Here is a 17,762-nt window from a genome sequence, read left to right on the forward strand (position 1 = left end):
AAGAATGAAAAGAAAAATATATGGAGCTTATGGTTCTAATATGAATCTAGAGCAAATGGCGCATAGATGTCCAAAAGCTAAGATTATAGGAAGTGGAATACTTCAAGATTATAAATTAACCTTTAGAGGTAGGTATAAAGGTGTTGCTAATATTGAACTTTGTAAAGAAAGAGAGGTACCGATAGTACTATGGGAAATAACAGATGAATGTGAAAAAGCATTAGATATATATGAAGGTTTTCCAAGTCTATATGTAAAAAAAGAAGTTGAAGTAACAGTAGATGATAATCTAGTAAAAACTATGGTTTATATAATGGCTAAGCAATATACAGATATGGTTGCAGCACCTACTGAATATTATTTCAATGTGATAGTGAGAGGATATTCAGATAATGCTTTAGATTTAAAGCCATTGCAAATTGCATATGAGGAATGTTTAGAGGAACTTAAAAAGTAAGAAAGTTTAGATTAGGGTCTATAGAAATATAGGCTCTTTTATTATATAAAATTTTAAAAGATTGGGGGTGAAACCTATGGCACAACGAGGAAGAAAACCTAAGCCAACAGCTGTTAAAGTGCTGGAAGGTAATCCAGGTAAAAGACAGCTAAATGAACTAGAACCTAAACCAGAAAAGAAAGCACCTAAATGTCCAGTGTGGCTAGATAAAGAAGCTAAAAAAGAATGGAGAAGAATATCTAAGCAATTAGAGGACCTTGGGATATTAACAGAAGTTGATATGGCAGCATTTGCTGGATATTGTGAAGCTTATTCTAGATGGAAGGAAGCAGAAGAGTTTATTTCAAAACATGGAACTATAGTAAAAACACCTAGTGGTTATTGGCAACAGGTGCCACAGGTATCAATTGCTCAAACGTATCTTAAGATTATGATTAAGTTTTGTGAACAGTTTGGCCTTACTCCATCTTCAAGAAGTAGAATTGTTGCAGATAAAGGTAATAATGATGTAGTAGATCCTATGGAATTGGTGTTAAGGGGTGAGCTTAAATAATGTTTGATGAAGCAAAAGCACAAAGAGCAGTAAACTTTATTAATTGTTTAAAGCACACCAAGGGCCAATGGAGAGGAGTTCCTTTTGATTTATTACCATGGCAGGATAAAATAATCAAAGATATATTTGGAACAGTTAAAGAAAATGGATATAGGCAATACAATACTGCATATGTTGAAATTCCAAAGAAAAATGGTAAGTCAGAACTTGCAGCTGCAATAGCATTACTTATGACTTGTGGAGATAGTGAATGGGGAGCAGAAGTTTATGGATGTGCTTCAGATAGGCAACAAGCTTCAATAGTTTTTGATGTTGCTGTAGAAATGGTGGAACAATGTCCAGCATTAAAGAAAAGAATTAAACCTATAATGTCTATGAAGAGATTAGTATATAGACCTACGAATAGTTTCTATCAAGTTTTATCTGCTGAAGCATATACAAAGCATGGACTTAATGTTCATTCAGTAATTTTTGATGAGCTTCATGCACAGCCTAATAGAGAGTTGTTTGATGTTATGACTAAAGGTTCAGGAGATGCTAGACTTCAACCATTATTCTTTTTAATAACTACAGCTGGAACAGATAGAAATTCTATATGTTTTGAACAACATCAAAAAGCAGTAGATATTATTCAAGGTAGAAAAATAGATAAAACTTTTTATCCTGTTATTTATGGTATTGAGGATAATGATGATTGGGGAGAAGAGAAGAACTGGTATAAAGCAAATCCATCACTTGGACATACTATAGATATTGAGAAGGTTAGAAATGCTTATAATAGTGCAAAAGAAAACCCAGCTGAAGAAAATATATTTAGACAGCTTAGATTAAATCAGTGGGTAAAACAATCCACACGTTGGATGCAGATGGATAGATGGGATGAATGTGATTTTAATATTGATATAGATTCATTAAGAGGTAGAGAATGTTATGGTGGCCTTGACCTTTCAAGCACTACAGATATTACTGCTTTTGTTTTAGTTTTTCCACCAAGAAATTCAGAAGAAAATTATATAGTGTTACCTTATTTCTGGATACCAGAAGATAATCTAAAACTTAGAGTAAGAAGAGACCATGTTCCTTATGATGTTTGGGAGAAGCAAGGATTTATAAAAACTACAGAAGGAAATGTTGTTCATTATGGATTTATTGAAACTTTTATTGAAGAATTAGGAACTAAATACAATATAAAAGAAATTGCATTTGATAGATGGGGAGCAGTACAAATGGTACAAAATCTTGATGGAATGGGCTTTACAGTAGTTGCATTTGGACAAGGATATAAGGATATGTCACCACCATCAAAAGAGTTAATGAAGATAACACTTGAAAAGAAAATAGCTCATGGAGGAAATCCTGTACTTAGATGGATGATGGATAATATATATGTTAAGACAGATCCAGCAGGAAATATTAAACCTGATAAAGAGAAAAGTACAGAAAAGATAGATGGAGCTGTTGCATTGATAATGGCTTTGGATAGAGCAATAAGAAATCAAGGAAGTTGTGGAAGTGTTTATGATGATAGAGGTATTTTAATTTTGTAAAAAACAATTACTATTGTATATGTAAATATTTTGATGTAAAATGTTGCTTTAGGGGAGGTGAGAGAAAATGAATATAGATTTAAATAAAGTTCAGATAATGTTAGAGTGGTTAAAAACTAAACTATACCTTGATACAATTGCAGCAAAAGCACAAAAAAGAGTGGTGAAAAGAGGACAAGTTTATAAATGTAATTTTGGATATGGTGTTGGTAGTGAAATGCAAAAGGAAAGACCATGTGTAGTAATACAAAATGATATAGGTAATATTAAATCATCTAATACAATAGTTGCACCAATAACTCACGATACATCAAAATTACCATGTATGGCATTAGTAACAACACAAACTGATTCTAAAGGAGATATAGTACTAGATGGTCAAGTAAATACATCTAATACTGTTTGTATAAGTAAAGCTAGATTAGGAGATTATATAACTGATTTATCAAAGGCTGATATGAAGTTAGTTGATGAGGCATTAGCAAAAACAATAGGTTTAATGGAGTATTATAGCGATTTACAGAAAAAAATGATAGATAAGTTAAATTATATAGAGCGTATTAAAAAAGATAGAAATGACGCACAAGATTTTATAGTTGAGCTACAAAAAGAACTAGGTGTTAATGACAAAAAAGGGTTAAAAGAAAAAATAAAAATACTTTCTAATAAAATTGACAGCTAATTTTAGATATGTTATTATTTAGTTACAAAGTAGTCCTTTTCCGGAGTGATAAGGATAATATTATTCTTTCAAAGGAAGGGAGCTATGGATTGGCTCCTTTTTATTTTTTGAAATTTGTGTATTTTTTTAAACTTTGTGCATAATATATAATACAAAGTAGCTTTAAATAGGAAATTTAAAGTTTTATATATGAGGGGGTAATTTTTTATTACTCATCTTTTTAAAAGCAACTATATAAAGTGTAGTTGCTTTTTTTATACCTATTTTTAGGAGGTAATTAAAATGAAAATACCAATAATATCAAAATTATGGGAGCCTAGAGCAGGCCCTAAGAATAGTTTAATAGGAAGTAGTTACAGCTTTTTATTTGGAGGGACTTCAAGTGGAAAGACTGTGAATGAAAGAACTGCTATGCAGACTACTGCTGTTTATTCTTGTGTTAGGATACTTGCAGAAACAGTAGCTTCATTACCACTTCATACTTTTAAGCATACTGAAGGTGGTAAAGAGAAAGCTACAGAACATTCAATATATCATTTGCTTGCAGATGAACCAAATCCAGAGATGACTTCATTTGTGTTTAGGGAAACACTTATGGGTCATCTTTTATTATGGGGAAATGCATATGCACAGATAATTAGAGATGGAAGAGGAAATATTATAGCCTTATACCCTCTTATGCCAGATAGAATGACTGTAGATAGAGCTGATAGTGGAGAGGTTTACTACCTTTATAACAAAGAAGGTAAGCAATATTATCTTAGAAATTATGAAGTATTGCATATACCTGGACTTGGTTTTGATGGATTAATAGGATATTCTCCAATAGCTATGGCTAAGAACGCTATAGGTATGGCAATAGCAACAGAAGAATATGGCGCTAGTTTCTTTGCTAATGGTGCAAATCCAGGAGGAGTTCTTGAACATCCAGGTGTAGTTAAGGACCCAGCAAGAGTAAGGGAAAGCTGGAATAGTGTTTATCAAGGCACTAAAAATGCGCATAGGGTTGCTGTATTAGAAGAGGGGATGAAGTTTCAAAGCATAGGTATTCCACCAGAACAAGCACAGTTCTTACAGACAAGAAAGTTTCAACTTAATGAGATAGCAAGGATATTTAGAATACCACCTCATATGATTGGAGATTTAGATAAATCAAGTTTTTCCAATATAGAGCAACAAAGTCTTGAGTTTGTTATGTACACTTTAGATCCATGGGTAGTTAGATGGGAGCAAGCTATTAAAAGAGCTTTGTTTTCAGAAAGTGAAAAGAAAGAGTATTTTGTTAAGTTTAATGTAGATGGATTATTAAGAGGAGATTATCAAAGTCGTATGAATGGTTATGCTGTTGGAAGACAAAATGGTTGGTTATCAGCTAATGACATAAGGGAACTAGAGAATTTGAATAGAATATCAGATGACTTAGGTGGAGATTTATATTTAGTGAATGGTAACATGACCAAGCTTTCAGAGGCAGGAGCATTTGCTAATAAAAATAGTACAAAATTGGAGGGCAATGATGAATAAGAAGTTTTGGAATTGGGTTAAAAATGAAGAAGGAAGAACTTTATATTTTGATGGCTATATAGCACAAGATAGCTGGTTTGATGATGATATTACACCAAAGCAGTTTAAATCAGAATTAACTAATTCTGAAGGAGATATTATAGTATGGTTAAACTCCCCAGGTGGAGATGTTTTTGCAGCAAGTCAAATTTATAATATGTTGAAGGAGTATGATGGAAAAGTAACTGTGAAAATTGATGGAATTGCAGCTAGTGCAGCTTCAGTTATTGCTATGGCAGGGAGTGAAATATTGATGTCACCAGTTGCAATGATGATGATTCATAATCCAGCTACAGTTATATTTGGAGAAGCTTCAGATTTACAAAGTGGAATTGAGATGTTATCCGAAGTTAAAGAAAGTATTATTAATGCTTATGAGCAAAAGACATCACTTCCAAGGAATAAGATATCAAAAATGATGGATGCAGAAACATGGTTTAGTGCACAAAAAGCAGTAGAGTTAGGGTTTGCAGATAAGGTTTTATATGAAGATAGTGGAGAAGTTACTGATGGATTTATTTTTGATAAAGTAACAGTTACTAATGCGTTGATGAGAAAGATACCAAAGATAAAAGAAACACAGGCTGTAGAGAATATAGGAACACCACATGATCAATTATTAAAAAGATTAGAGTTATTAAAATATTAAATTTGGAGGAATGTGTATGAATAAAATATTAGAATTAAGAGAAAAAAGAGCAAAGCTATGGGATAGTGCAAAATCATTTTTAGATAGTAGAAGAAATGATAAAGGTTTATTATCAGCAGAGGATACAGAAACTTATGAGAAGATGGAAGCTGATGTTGTTAACTTAGGAAAAGAAATTGATAGATTGGAGAGACAAGCAGCATTAGATTTAGAGTTATCAAAGGCTACGTCAAATGCCATAAGAAATAATCCTAAAGCAGGTATTCAAGGAGAAAAGACAGGAAGAGCAACAGATGAGTATAATAATGCTTTCTGGAATACTATGAGAAATAAAAATAGTTTTGAAATACAAAATGCACTTCAAGTTGGTACTGACAGTGAGGGAGGGGTTCTTGCACCAGATGAATTTGAAAGAACATTAATTGAAAGCTTAGAAGAACAAAATATATTTAGACAACTTGCTAATGTAATAAAGACTTCTTCAGGAGATAGAAAGATACCAGTTGTTTCAACTAAGGGAACAGCTTCATGGGTTGATGAAGAAGGTTTAATTCCAGAGTCAGATGATGCATTTGGGCAAGTATCAATAGGAGCATATAAGTTAGCCACTATCATTAAAGTTTCAGAAGAACTTCTTAATGATAGTGTTTTTAATTTAGAGCAATATATAGCAAAAGAATTTGCTAGAAGAATTGGTGCTAAAGAAGAGGAGGCATTCTTTGTTGGAGATGGAACAGGAAAACCTACAGGAATATTTGCAGCTACTGGTGGAGCAGAAGTTGGAGTTACAGCTGCAGGTGCAACAGCTATAACCTTAGATGAAATAATGGATTTATTCTATTCTTTAAAATCTCCATATAGAAAAAATGCAATATTCACAATGAATGATGCTACTGTAAAAGCTATTAGAAAGCTTAAAGATGGAAATGGACAATATATCTGGCAACCATCATTAACTGCGGGAACACCAGATACTATTTTAAATAGACCGGTTAAAACATCAGCATATATACCAACTTTAGCAGCAGGAGCAAAGTCTATTGCTTTTGGAGACTTTAAGTATTATTGGGTAGCTGATAGACAAGGTAGATCATTCCAAAGGTTGAATGAATTATATGCAGCGAATGGACAAGTAGGATTTAAAGCAACACAAAGAGTTGATGGTAAGTTAATATTACCTGAAGCTATAAAAGTAATGCAAATGAAAACATCATAATAATTTAGTGGAGGTGAGTGTATGGTAGTTTCCTTAGAAGAAATTAAATTATATTTAAGAGTTGATGGTGAGGAGGAAGATACACTCATTTCAACTTTTATTAATGTATCAGAAGATTTAGTTGAAGGTATTCTTAGATATCCTGTATCAGAGTTTGAAATATTACCAGAGATTATTAAACAAGCTGTAATGTATTCTGTAGCTAATATGTATGAAAAAAGAGAAGATTATGATGTTAAGGAAGTTATAGACATTATGACTAAGCTTTTATTTTCATATAGAAAGGATGAATGGTGATGATAGGAAGTTTAAAACATAGAATTATTTTTCAAATATTAGTTACAGTTATTAATGAAAATGGATTTGAAGTTAGTGAATGGCAAGATTATAAAACTGTATGGGCTAAGGTTTTAAATTTAAGTGGTAAAGAATACTTTGAAGCTGCAACTATAAACAAAGAAAAGACAGTTAAGTTTATTATAAGATTTATAAAGGATATAGATGAAAGTATGATAATTAATTTTGAAGGTAGAAAGTACAACATAACGGATATAAATAATATAAGATATGAAAATAAATATTGTGAAATAAAAGCTATGGAGGTGGACTCTAATGGCGAAGATTCAACTTGAAGGGATGGCTGAACTTATTGATAAGGTAAATAAGTTAGGTGAGAAGTCAGAAGAAATTAAAAAGAAAGCTTTAGATAAAGCTGGTGAACTTGTAAAAGATAGTATGGAAAAGAAAGCTCCAAGATCTAGTGATATAAAAAAGCATATGGCTGACAATATTAAAGTTTCAGAAATAAACAAAGATAATGGTGTAGATTTTGTAATGATAGGACCTAATAAAGGTGATAATTCGGAATTCTTTTATAGTAAGTTTACTGAATGGGGTACAAGCAAAATACCAGCTCAACATTGGGCAGAAAAATCAGTAATTGAAAATGAAAAAGAAATAAATAATGTAATAAAAAAAGAGCTTCAAAGGGGGCTTGATGAGTTTGATAAATAAATTAATTATTGATACTTTAAAGCCTTTAAAAATACCAGTGTCCTTTCAGAAGTATAGTGGAAAAGCCAAAGAATATATAACCTTTCATGAGTATTCAGCTAATGGAGAAGAATATGAAGATGATGTTGAAGCTATGACAGGGCATTATATACAAGTAGATATATGGACAAAGGGAGATTATACACAGCTAGTAAGTAAGGTTAAGGAGTTATTAATTAGTTTTGGATTTAAAAGACTTAATGAAGAAGATTTATATGAAAGTGATACAGAAATATACCATAAAGGAATTAGATTTTATTTTTTAGAAAAAAAGGGGGAATTATATAATGGCTAGACAAATGGGATTAAAAGATATTCATATAGCAATTTTAACTGAGGATATAGCTAGTGGAGCAACCTATGAAACACCAGAAAAATTAGAAAGAGCTATAAGTGCGAAGCTATCACCAAAATCAAATACTGAAAATATATATTCAGATGATTCAGTAGAAGATGTTATTGCTGCATTTGAAGGAGTAGATGTTGAAATTGAAGTAAATCAATTATCTTTAGCAAGTAGAGCAAAACTGCAAGGAGCAAAAGTTGTAAAAGGTGTACTTATAGAAAATAAAGATGATATACCACCAACAATAGCTCTTGGATTTAAATCTAAAAAGACTAATGGTAAGTATAGATATGTATGGTTGTTAAAGGGTAAGTTTGAACTTACAAGTGATGAATATGATACTGAAGCAGAAAAACCAAATCCTAAAAGTGCAAAACTAACAGGAAAGTTTTATGCTAGAGATTTTGATGGAAATTATAGATTTATAGTTGATGAAGATGGAACAGGAGTTGATGCTTCAATAGTTACTAGTTGGTTTATAGAACTTCCTGATGAGCCTAAAAAAAGTTGAATATAAAAAAGTGTATATGGTAAAATTATATATATAATGAAAGGGTTGGTAAAGAAATGGATGATGGAATATTATTAAAAAAATTAAAGCCAGAGGTAATAGAGATAGAAAAATTATTATTGGATGCTAATAATCCAAGATTTTCAGCTGTAAAAAATAGAGTAGCAAATAATAGGATGGATGATGAAAAAATTCAAGGCGGTACTCTTACTAATATTAGAAAATTTGGGGTTGATAAGTTGAAAGATTCTATAGAAAATGTAGGTTTTCTACCTATTGATAGAATTGTTGTCGTTAAGTTGACAGATGACTCAGAATTTTATGTTGTAATAGAAGGTAATAGAAGAATAGCAGCAGTAAAAAGTATTTTAGAAGATATTGAAGATGGAAAAGAGGTAAAAGAGGATATTTTAAATAGTCTTAAGCAAATTAATGTATTAACAATTTCTGATAAGACATATGAAACATCCTCAGATTTTCAATTATTGATTCAAGGGTTAAGACATATATCTGGAATCAAACAGTGGAAGCCATATCAACAAGCAAGAGCTTTAGTATCTTTAGTTGATGAATTGAATTATAATATCACTAAGGCTGCTGGGACTTTAGGACTAGGAAGAAATAATGCATCTTGGATGAGAAAAGCTTTTTACGCATTCGAGAATATGAGAAAACATGAGGAATTAGAGCTGCCAAAAGATGAAAAATTAGTCTCTTATTTTTCATATTTTGTGGAAGTATTAAAAGATGTAAATTTGAGACAATATTTTGGGTGGGATGATAGTATTAATGAATTTTCAAATAATGATGAAGTATTAAAATTATATAAATGGATAGGAATATATGATCCTAATAATGAAGATGAGGATAGAGATGAAACTCAAAAAAGGCAAATTCCAGGAGCACTAGACATAAGAAAGTTATATAAAGTGCTGATAGACGATGAAGCGAAGGGGATTTTAGAAGTTGGGGGTAATATAGATCTTGCTTATTCTAAAACTAATAGAAATGCAGTAGTTAAAGTAGACTATTCTAAAGTATTGAAAGATATGTATAAAACTTTAGACAATTTACCGAGTAGATTTGTTAAGAATATGAATGAAGAGGATAAAGAAATCTTAACGAGCATAATTGAAATAGCTGGAGAGCATTTACAATAATTATGGATTATATTCTTTTTTTTATCATAAATAGATTTAAGTTTACAGAAAAAACTATAAGTATTAAATTGTTAGCAGAAGCTTATTTAAGTGAGGTTATGTTACTAGATGATAACTGTATTGATTATTGTAGTAAGTTAAGAGAGATCGAAAATAAAATATATACGATAATAAAGAAGGAAAATGAAAAGTTTTCAAAAGATAATCTTTTAGAACCTTTTATTATTAGGGGATCTTCTGCAGATTTAGTTAAGAAATCAGAAACTTTTAATATTCTTCAAGAATCTATTAATGTAAGTCAAGAAAATTGTAATGAATTTGCAAATAGAATTGGTAGTGAATTGTTAAAGCGTATGGGATGTAATGATGATGATATAGTTATTACTCCAGATAGTAATGATGATGGTATTGATTATTGGGGAAAGTTAAAGTTTAACAATGTAATATCGGATAAAGATAGTTATGTTTTAATTATAGGGCAAGTAAAAAAATATAGTGGAAGTATTCCAGTTGAAGATTTGAGGGAGTTCGTAGGTGCGGTGTATACAGCATTAGAAAGTGGAGTATTTGGAGAAGATATTAATAGAAACACTCCATATTTACTTCAGTTTGTAACGACAGGAGAATTAAGTAAAGCGGGAGCAAAAGTTGCAGATGTTAATAAAATTAATATTATAACTAAAAGACATTTGAGTAAGATGGGACTATTGAATAGCTGATAGGGATTAAATATAAAGAGGATTTGTAGATTTACAGATCCTTTTTATATTATATTTATTAAGGTAAGGGAGTTATTATATGAAAGCATCAGAATTAAGAAATAAAGGTATTAAGTTTATTTTAGGAAATAAAGAATACGAACTAAAGTTTAATATGAATACATTTTGTGAATTGGAAGAGGTTTATGGTGATATTAATAAAGCCTTTGAAGATTTACAACTTATGAAAATTAAAGCTATAAGAGCTTTATTATATGCAGCAATTAAAGTTGAAGATGATACTGTAACTTTAAAATCTGTAGGAGATCTATTACAGCTTGGTGATTTAGAAAGATTAGGTACAGTAATTAATGAGGCGTTAAGCGAGTCAATGCCTGAAATAGAAGAAAATATGGGGGAATAGAAAGCCACACCGATTCAGATACATGGAATTGGGAGTGGCTTTATTATTTGGGTATAAATTTATTAGGGATGAGTGAAGAGCAGTTTTGGATAAGTACTCCTAAGAAATTAACTGCTCTTTTTAGCATTTATAAAAAAGTTAATGGAATAGAAGAAAAAGAAGAATTTGATTATATAGATAATGTTCTTTTCTAAGGGAGGTGAGATATAGATATGGCAAGTGGAGGTAATACAGTAGTTGCTAAAATTGGTATTGATGATAAAGGCTTTCAAGATGGGATAAGTAAAGTTCAAAGAAGTTTAAAACTTGTTCAAAGTGGGTTTGCTGCTGCAAGCACTAATATGGGGATCTATGGTAAAGCAACAGAAACCTTGAAACTAAAGCAAGATACATTAAGCAAGCAGATGGAACTTCAAAAGCAGAAGGTAGCAGCACTATCCAAAAGTTATCAAGAAAGTGCAGAGACAAAAGGTGAAGATGCAAAAGCTACTGAAAATTTAAAGATTAAATTAAATTATGCTCAAGCAGAGCTTAATAAAATGGAAAATGAACTTAGTAAAGTTAATCAGGAGCTTAAAGTTCAAAGTAGTGGCTGGACTCAAATGGGTAAAACCTTTGAGGGGGTTGGCAGCAAAATGAAAACTGTAGGTGAAGGGTTTTCTAGTGTAGGTAAAACACTTTCTATGTCTGTAACTGCACCAATAGTTGCAGCTGGTACAGGCCTATATAAATTAGCTACAGATTTTGAAAAAGCTAATAATACTATAAGAATTGGAACAGGTGCTACAGGAGAATCTCTTAAAGGATTAGAAAATGACTTCAAGGCAGTGTACACTACAGTGAATACTACAATGAGTGATGCTAGCCAAGTAATAGCAGATTTAAATACAAGAACAGGATTAAGTGGAGAATCACTACAAGAATTATCTACACAAATGTTAAGACTAGCTAAGATAACAGGTGAGGATATAAACACACTTATTCCAGCTGCAACAAGAATGTTCCAGGATGCAGGAATAAGTACAGAAGAATATGCTGATGCATTAGACTATACATTTAAGGTTAGCCAAAGTACAGGAATAGGGGTTTCAAGGCTTCAAGAGTTAATGACTAAGTTTGGTGGGCCACTTAGACAAATGGGTTTTGATTGGCAGACTTCGGCAGCTATGCTTGGTAAGTTTGAAAAGGAAGGCGTAAATATAGAACTTGTACTTGGAAGTTTAAGAATTGCACTTGGAAAAATGGCTAAGGAAGGAATAAGCGAACCTAATAAAGCACTTGCAGAAATGATAGAAAGAATTAAAGAAGCAGGTACAGCTGGTGAAGCAAATACTTTAGCTATGGAGATGTTTGGAGCAAAAGCAGGACCTGATATGGCAGCTGCTATTAGAGAAGGTAGATTAGACCTTGATGAATTAATAAGTAGTATAGAAAGCAGTCCAGAAACAATAGAAAAGGCTGCAAAAGATACGGAAACTATAAGTGATAAGTTTATAATATTAAAAAATCAAATGGCTGTAGCTTTAGAACCTTTAGGCAAAAAGTTAATTGAAGCTGTAGAAGGAGCTATGCCATCTATAGAAAGATTAATTCAAGCAGTTACAGGTATTATTGAAAAATTTACCTCACTAAGTCCGGCACAACAAGATTTAATAATAAAGTTTGCAATGATAGCTGCAGCTATAGGTCCAGTAGTAAGTATTATTGGAAAAGTTATTAGTGTTGGTGGTTCATTATTTACCGCTTTTGGATCAATATCCACAGCTATAGGATCGGCAAGTGGAGCAACAGGAGCTTTAGGAACTGTCCTTACAGCATTAACAGGGCCGGTAGGAATAGTTATTGGAATAATAGCAGGTCTTATTGCTATATTTGTTACTTTATATAATAGTAATGAAGAGTTTAGAAATATAGTTAATTCTACTTGGAATGAAGTTAAGAATATAATAGGTGGAATTATAGATGGATTAAAGGAGTTATTTAAAGCCTTTGTTGAATTTGCAAAACAAATATGGAGCCAGTGTGGAGATAGTATTGTAAGTGTAATAACCAGTGCTTTTACATTAATATCTACTGTTATAAAAAACACACTTGAAGTTATAAAAGGTGTTATTAACATAGCAGTGAATATTTTTAAAGGTGATTGGCAAGGTGCATGGGAAGCTATTAAAAATCTAACATCAACTGTATGGGAAAATATGAAGACAATAATATCTACTACACTAGATTTGATAAAAGGAATAATTAACACTACATTAGAACTAATAAAAGCAATAATATCAACAGTGTGGGAAGCTATTAAAGGGATAACCACAGCTGTGTGGAATAGCATAAAAGCTACAACATCAAGTGTTTGGGAATCTATAAAAAATAGTATTTCTACAATAATAGATTCAATGAAAAATACAATAACAACTGTATTTAATGCTATTAATTCAGTGGTAACTAGTATATGGAATAGAATTAAAACTATAACGACAAATACTTGGAATAGTATAAAGAGTACAACATCAACTATATGGGAAGGAATTAAAAGTGTAATTTCTAATGTTGTAAATGGAGTTAAAAATGTAATATCAACGGTGTTTAATTCTATTAGCTCAACTATATCTGGAATTTGGAATGGTATTAAAAATACAACAACAACCATATGGAATGCTATAAAGACAGCAATAACAACTCCAATTAATACAGCTAGGGATACTGTTAAAGGAGCTATAGATTCAATAGCTAGTTTCTTTAGAAATTTAAGATTACCAGAAATAAAAATACCTAAAATTAAATTACCTCACTTTAGTTTAAGTGGAGAGTTTAGCTTAGTGCCACCAAGTGTACCAAAACTATCAGTTAGTTGGTATGCAAAGGGAGGTATTTTTAATTCTCCAAGTGTTATAGGTGTTGGTGAGGCGGGAACAGAAGCAGTATTACCTATAGATAGATTAGATGATTTATTAGCTAAAGCATTGAAAAAAGTAAATGGAACTTCCAGTGAAAATAATAATAATGGAGTTACACTGCATATTGAAAACTTCATAAATAATACTGAAAAAGATATAGAACAATTAGCTTATGAGTTAGAGTTCTATAGGCAACGAATAACTATGGGGAGAGGAGGTAAATAGATGTTTAGTTTTAATTTTAGAGGTAAAAATAGTTTTTCAGATTATGGAGTGTACATTTCTAAAAGGCCATCTATACCGTCTCCTAAAAGAAGAATTACTAATATAATTATTCCAGGTAAAAGTTCAAGCTTGCGATTTGATGAGAATACTTATGAAGATATTACTATTGCTTTAGAGTGTTCAATTAAAGATGATATATTACCAAATAAGATAGATGAAATAAAAGAATGGCTATTGTCCTATGGAGAAAGCGATTTAGTTTTTAGTAATCAAGATAATAAAAAGCATATAGCTCAAGTAGTTAATGTAATAGATTTTACACAGGTACTAAAGTATATTTCAAAGTTTGTTATAGTTTTTAATTGCAGACCTTTTAAGTATGAAGTAGAAAGTGATGTTATTGAAATGATGGCAGAAGGAAGTGTAACAAATCCAGGAAGTATATATTCAGAGCCAATAATTAAGATATTTGGTAGTGCAGATATTAATTTAACTATTAATTCAGAAGTTATAAAGTTAAAAGAAGTTACAAATCATATCATTTTAGATAGCGTTCAGCAAAATTGCTATAACGAAGATACAGATAATTTGAATAATAAAATGACTGGGGAATTTCCTAAGTTTGAAATAGGAGAAAACAATATATCATGGACAGGTAGTGTTTCCAAGGTGGAGGTTATTCCAAATTGGAGGTGGCTGTAATTGTTATGCATATATGATAAAAAAACTATTAAAGGTAATTTTGATAATAATGGCCTTGGAGTTTTAAACGAACCAATATTAGCAGAAGTAACAGAAGAGTTAAATGGTCAATATTACTTAGAATTTGAGTATCCTGCAAATTCAAAGAAATCTTTATATTTTAAAGAGTTTAATATAATAAAAGCTGATAATCAATTGTTTAGAATTTATAAAGTAGAGAAAGTACAGGACACAGATAAAAGAGTTAAGGTATATGCAAATCATATTTTTTATGATATGGATTATTATTTTATTGAAGATAAGAGAGTTGAAAATGCGCCAATAAAAACAGCAATGGAAAAGGCTTTAGTAAATGATTTAGATAAAATATATACTGTTGACAGCGATGTAGTAAAAGCAGAAACTTTATATATGATAGAAATTAGTCCGGTTCAAGCTTTCTTTAAGATGATAGAGAGATGGGAACAGGGGGAATTACTTAGAGATAATTTTACTGTAAAAATATTAAGACAAGTGGGAAATGATTCAGGAGTATTAATAAAATACGGAAAGAATATACAGGGATTAAAGATAACTGTAGACACAGCAAATGTAGTAACTAAAATTTATCCAAAAGGTGCTAATGGAATAAAACTTTCAGAAAAATATATTAATGTTCCTAATTGGGATAGTGAGTTATATCCACCTTTTCCTATAATACGAAAAGTAGAATTTAAAGATGCTCAAGATGAGGTTACACTAAGGAGCTTAACTACAGAGTTAGCTACAACAATAGGATTAAGTACTATTAATATTCAAATAGATTTTATTGAATTAAGTAAAATAAGAGAATATGAAAATTATAAAAAATTAGAAATGGTTAATATAGGAGATATAGTTACTGTTAAACATAGCGACTTTGATATTGATGTAAAAGTAAAAGTTATAAAAATAAAAAAGGATATTTTAACAGGATTAAATACTAAGGTTGAATTAGGACAACCACTTGATGATTTTGTTACATCAATAGATCCAACTAAAATTATAAAAACTGTAACAGATGATTTAGGAAATCAAGTAGCTCAAGCCCTAACTTCTATGCTTTATTATGCAAATTCTCAATCTTTACAGATAAATACAACTTCTAAGCAATTTATTTATATTGGAGTAGGTGCAATTGCAAATACAAATTTAACTTTGTTATTAGCAATTTATGGTGTAGCTGAGGAAGAATGTACTATAACTATAAAGATACAATTAGATAATAACGATATAACTTTTACTCCAAAGGTAAAGTTGCAGCAAGGAGATAATACTATAGGAATACCCTTAGGAATACCACAGGTTTCAGAAGGGGCTCATTATATTGGTGTGTTTTTAAGTACAGATTCAGGAGTATTTAACATACCAATTTGGAATTTGCAATTGATGATTGACGGAAGAAATCTTCAAGGTGGATTAAGTGCAGAACCACCACATGCAGAAGTTAAGGAATACCAGTGTTATATCAATACAACACCATGGTTAGAAAAATCAAAAGACATGTTTATTAGCATTAATAGCAATGAAGAAATAATAAATAATAGTGTAATAGAAGTATTAAATTCAAATTACATTTTATCAAACATAGATAAGAGTAGTACAACCATAAAAGAGAATATAATTATAGATTTAGTGGAGATTTAATATGGAGGTTAATTATGAGGGAAACTATTAATTTTAGTCACGATTTAATTAGTGGAATCAGAAGTGAAAAAGTTAAATATAAAGAAGTAGTACCAGCTATAGGAAGGTTTAAAGTTGAACTTTTTGACGACTTAACAAAAAGAAAAATCTATGAAGCTGAAAGTGAAAATAGAATAACAGCAGCATTAGGAAATGTTGCTTATATGGAGATGATATATAATAGTATTTTAGATAATTTAAATCCAAGATATATTAGTAAAGTCTATAATAATGATTATAGTTATACGCCAAATAGAGTTATGGTATTATCAAATGCGGAAATAGAGGAGAATCAATATGATCCCTTTATATATGGAGAAGTAATTGGATATTCAGATTTATGGACAGCATACTCAGGAAGTAGTTCATTAAGAGGTACAATAAATTTAAGTGAAAGTCAAAGATATGATAATACTAAACACTTTGTTGTTGATTTTCCTACACATGCAGCTAATGGAACCTTTAATAGTATATATACTTTAGGATCTACAGGTTCATCATCTCCATATACACCAAGATTAAATAGTATTTATTATGATTATAATTTTATATCAAGTAAAGGTTCATGGGTTTTTGATAAGGTTAATATTTGTATAGATGAAGAAAAATTATATGTTTTAAAAGTTGATAATACAAAGATAGGAATTTTTAATAAAAAGGAATTAGCTTTTATTAAGGAAGTTACTATATCAAAAACTTGTAGAGCAATAACTTATGATAGGATAGGAAACTTATGGGGAGTAAGTACAAATGGAAAGAGTGTATATAAATTTTCTAAAGACGACTTTACGCTATTAGATACAATAAGTGTACCAGCTTCGGCATATTACACATATAGCAATATGGCAATTGATATATGTGCTAATGAAGGATTTATTTACATTACTCAACAAGGAAGAAATTCAAGTTCAGAATCAACAACATCAATGATTGTTAAGGTAGGAAAGGATGGTATCTATTTTAATAAACTTAATTTAGGAAGCGGTTATGATTATTATATGGCTAAGTTAAGAAGTGGAAGTGAAATCATGGTGGCTAGTAAATCTGAGAGAGTATATTGTTTAGATGAAAATTTAGAAATAATATATAATCATTCAGCGTCTTGGAGTAAGGTAATACAAGGAGATTATAGTTACGCTGATGATTTTACTTATGACTGGGAAAGTGGAGTAGTGTATTCGGGATATTATAGTGGTTCTTCTACAGGAAGTAATTATTTAAGAAGAGGATATTTTGTACCAGCATTAAGCCACACTTTATTGCCAGAGCCTATAATAAAAACACCAACTAATACTATGAAGATACAATATGATATTACTGTGGATAGAGTGGGAGTATTTGATATGCCTCCACATTAAATGATAAAAGGAGTGAT

Annotated in this window: 20 protein-coding genes; all 20 read left to right on the forward strand. The window is 30.8% G+C overall.

The genetic code is table 11. The features are described 5' to 3' along the window. Window positions 1–4 precede the first annotated feature (4 nt). Window positions 5–457, forward strand: coding sequence for a gamma-glutamylcyclotransferase family protein (locus TY07_RS04185; protein WP_042395792.1), 453 nt, complete (start codon window positions 5–7; stop codon window positions 455–457). Between the two features lie 76 nt (window positions 458–533). Then, the gene (locus tag TY07_RS04190; RefSeq protein WP_042395797.1) at window positions 534–1,010 is read left to right on the forward strand and encodes a phage terminase small subunit P27 family; all 477 of its coding nucleotides are present in this window, start codon (window positions 534–536) and stop codon (window positions 1,008–1,010) included. Next, window positions 1,010–2,557, forward strand: coding sequence for a terminase large subunit (locus TY07_RS04195; RefSeq protein ID WP_042395800.1), 1,548 nt, complete (start codon window positions 1,010–1,012; stop codon window positions 2,555–2,557). The genes TY07_RS04190 and TY07_RS04195 overlap by 1 nt, the downstream gene beginning before the upstream one ends. 67 nt (window positions 2,558–2,624) lie before the next feature. Beyond that, complete coding sequence (locus tag TY07_RS04200) at window positions 2,625–3,239, forward strand: type II toxin-antitoxin system PemK/MazF family toxin (RefSeq protein WP_042395802.1); 615 nt, start codon at window positions 2,625–2,627, stop codon at window positions 3,237–3,239. Between the two features lie 282 nt (window positions 3,240–3,521). Continuing rightward, entirely contained in the window at window positions 3,522–4,763 is a 1,242-nt protein-coding gene (locus TY07_RS04205) for a phage portal protein (RefSeq protein WP_423752208.1), read from the forward strand. Next, entirely contained in the window at window positions 4,756–5,451 is a 696-nt protein-coding gene (locus TY07_RS04210; protein WP_042395806.1) for a head maturation protease, ClpP-related, read from the forward strand. The genes TY07_RS04205 and TY07_RS04210 overlap by 8 nt, the downstream gene beginning before the upstream one ends. A gap of 16 nt (window positions 5,452–5,467) precedes the next feature. Beyond that, window positions 5,468–6,667 carry a phage major capsid protein gene (locus TY07_RS04215; protein ID WP_042395809.1) on the forward strand — a complete coding sequence of 400 codons (1,200 nt, stop codon included), beginning with the start codon at window positions 5,468–5,470 and terminating at the stop codon, window positions 6,665–6,667. Between the two features lie 21 nt (window positions 6,668–6,688). Further along, window positions 6,689–6,964 carry a head-tail connector protein gene (locus TY07_RS04220; RefSeq protein WP_042395812.1) on the forward strand — a complete coding sequence of 92 codons (276 nt, stop codon included), beginning with the start codon at window positions 6,689–6,691 and terminating at the stop codon, window positions 6,962–6,964. Continuing rightward, a complete protein-coding gene (locus TY07_RS04225) occupies window positions 6,964–7,299 on the forward strand; it encodes a phage head closure protein (protein WP_078061289.1) in 336 nt (111 codons plus the stop codon). The genes TY07_RS04220 and TY07_RS04225 overlap by 1 nt, the downstream gene beginning before the upstream one ends. Further along, window positions 7,280–7,681: an HK97-gp10 family putative phage morphogenesis protein gene (locus TY07_RS04230; RefSeq protein ID WP_042395820.1), complete on the forward strand. Its 402-nt coding sequence runs from the start codon at window positions 7,280–7,282 to the stop codon at window positions 7,679–7,681. Before TY07_RS04225 ends, TY07_RS04230 begins: the two co-directional genes overlap by 20 nt. Beyond that, window positions 7,665–8,015 (forward strand): hypothetical protein, encoded by a 351-nt coding sequence (locus TY07_RS04235; RefSeq protein ID WP_198133975.1) that lies wholly within the window; start codon window positions 7,665–7,667, stop codon window positions 8,013–8,015. Before TY07_RS04230 ends, TY07_RS04235 begins: the two co-directional genes overlap by 17 nt. After that, on the forward strand, window positions 8,008–8,577 hold the full coding sequence (locus TY07_RS04240) for a major tail protein (protein WP_042395823.1): 570 nt from the start codon (window positions 8,008–8,010) through the stop codon (window positions 8,575–8,577). The genes TY07_RS04235 and TY07_RS04240 overlap by 8 nt, the downstream gene beginning before the upstream one ends. A gap of 56 nt (window positions 8,578–8,633) precedes the next feature. Further along, on the forward strand, window positions 8,634–9,737 hold the full coding sequence (locus tag TY07_RS04245) for a ParB/Srx family N-terminal domain-containing protein (protein WP_042395826.1): 1,104 nt from the start codon (window positions 8,634–8,636) through the stop codon (window positions 9,735–9,737). A 2-nt stretch (window positions 9,738–9,739) separates the two neighbouring features. Continuing rightward, window positions 9,740–10,456, forward strand: a complete 717-nt coding sequence (locus tag TY07_RS04250) for a restriction endonuclease (protein WP_042395829.1) — start codon at window positions 9,740–9,742, stop codon at window positions 10,454–10,456. A 79-nt stretch (window positions 10,457–10,535) separates the two neighbouring features. Then, window positions 10,536–10,859 carry a hypothetical protein gene (locus tag TY07_RS04255; protein ID WP_042395833.1) on the forward strand — a complete coding sequence of 108 codons (324 nt, stop codon included), beginning with the start codon at window positions 10,536–10,538 and terminating at the stop codon, window positions 10,857–10,859. A 47-nt stretch (window positions 10,860–10,906) separates the two neighbouring features. Continuing rightward, a complete protein-coding gene (locus tag TY07_RS17980; RefSeq protein ID WP_157029135.1) occupies window positions 10,907–11,053 on the forward strand; it encodes a hypothetical protein in 147 nt (48 codons plus the stop codon). Window positions 11,054–11,071: 18 nt separating this feature from the next. Next, window positions 11,072–13,981, forward strand: a complete 2,910-nt coding sequence (locus tag TY07_RS04260; protein ID WP_042395836.1) for a phage tail tape measure protein — start codon at window positions 11,072–11,074, stop codon at window positions 13,979–13,981. Continuing rightward, window positions 13,982–14,683 carry a distal tail protein Dit gene (locus TY07_RS04265; protein WP_042395840.1) on the forward strand — a complete coding sequence of 234 codons (702 nt, stop codon included), beginning with the start codon at window positions 13,982–13,984 and terminating at the stop codon, window positions 14,681–14,683. Next, window positions 14,684–16,348 carry a phage tail spike protein gene (locus tag TY07_RS04270; protein ID WP_042395843.1) on the forward strand — a complete coding sequence of 555 codons (1,665 nt, stop codon included), beginning with the start codon at window positions 14,684–14,686 and terminating at the stop codon, window positions 16,346–16,348. It abuts the gene before it with no gap. 14 nt (window positions 16,349–16,362) lie between these two features. Next, window positions 16,363–17,745 carry a YncE family protein gene (locus tag TY07_RS04275; protein ID WP_042395846.1) on the forward strand — a complete coding sequence of 461 codons (1,383 nt, stop codon included), beginning with the start codon at window positions 16,363–16,365 and terminating at the stop codon, window positions 17,743–17,745. The last annotated feature ends 17 nt before the right edge of the window (window positions 17,746–17,762 follow it).

Source organism: Clostridium saudiense (assembly GCF_000577815.1).
Lineage (GTDB): Bacteria > Bacillota > Clostridia > Clostridiales > Clostridiaceae > Clostridium > Clostridium saudiense.

Bases quoted from the DNA above. Each gene is read 5' to 3' on its own strand.
- TY07_RS04215 (WP_042395809.1), top strand. From the start codon at position 5,468: ATGAATAAAATATTAGAATTAAGAGAAAAAAGAGCAAAGCTATGGGAT.
- TY07_RS04245 (WP_042395826.1), top strand. From the start codon at position 8,634: ATGGATGATGGAATATTATTAAAAAAATTAAAGCCAGAGGTAATAGAG.
- TY07_RS04265 (WP_042395840.1), top strand. From the start codon at position 13,982: ATGTTTAGTTTTAATTTTAGAGGTAAAAATAGTTTTTCAGATTATGGA.
- TY07_RS04240 (WP_042395823.1), top strand. From the start codon at position 8,008: ATGGCTAGACAAATGGGATTAAAAGATATTCATATAGCAATTTTAACT.
- TY07_RS04275 (WP_042395846.1), top strand. From the start codon at position 16,363: ATGAGGGAAACTATTAATTTTAGTCACGATTTAATTAGTGGAATCAGA.
- TY07_RS04255 (WP_042395833.1), top strand. From the start codon at position 10,536: ATGAAAGCATCAGAATTAAGAAATAAAGGTATTAAGTTTATTTTAGGA.
- TY07_RS04190 (WP_042395797.1), top strand. From the start codon at position 534: ATGGCACAACGAGGAAGAAAACCTAAGCCAACAGCTGTTAAAGTGCTG.
- TY07_RS04205 (WP_423752208.1), top strand. From the start codon at position 3,522: ATGAAAATACCAATAATATCAAAATTATGGGAGCCTAGAGCAGGCCCT.
- TY07_RS04200 (WP_042395802.1), top strand. From the start codon at position 2,625: ATGAATATAGATTTAAATAAAGTTCAGATAATGTTAGAGTGGTTAAAA.
- TY07_RS04260 (WP_042395836.1), top strand. From the start codon at position 11,072: ATGGCAAGTGGAGGTAATACAGTAGTTGCTAAAATTGGTATTGATGAT.
- TY07_RS04225 (WP_078061289.1), top strand. From the start codon at position 6,964: ATGATAGGAAGTTTAAAACATAGAATTATTTTTCAAATATTAGTTACA.
- TY07_RS04210 (WP_042395806.1), top strand. From the start codon at position 4,756: ATGAATAAGAAGTTTTGGAATTGGGTTAAAAATGAAGAAGGAAGAACT.
- TY07_RS04230 (WP_042395820.1), top strand. From the start codon at position 7,280: ATGGCGAAGATTCAACTTGAAGGGATGGCTGAACTTATTGATAAGGTA.
- TY07_RS04185 (WP_042395792.1), top strand. From the start codon at position 5: ATGAAAAGAAAAATATATGGAGCTTATGGTTCTAATATGAATCTAGAG.
- TY07_RS04195 (WP_042395800.1), top strand. From the start codon at position 1,010: ATGTTTGATGAAGCAAAAGCACAAAGAGCAGTAAACTTTATTAATTGT.
- TY07_RS04220 (WP_042395812.1), top strand. From the start codon at position 6,689: ATGGTAGTTTCCTTAGAAGAAATTAAATTATATTTAAGAGTTGATGGT.
- TY07_RS04250 (WP_042395829.1), top strand. From the start codon at position 9,740: ATGGATTATATTCTTTTTTTTATCATAAATAGATTTAAGTTTACAGAA.
- TY07_RS04235 (WP_198133975.1), top strand. From the start codon at position 7,665: ATGAGTTTGATAAATAAATTAATTATTGATACTTTAAAGCCTTTAAAA.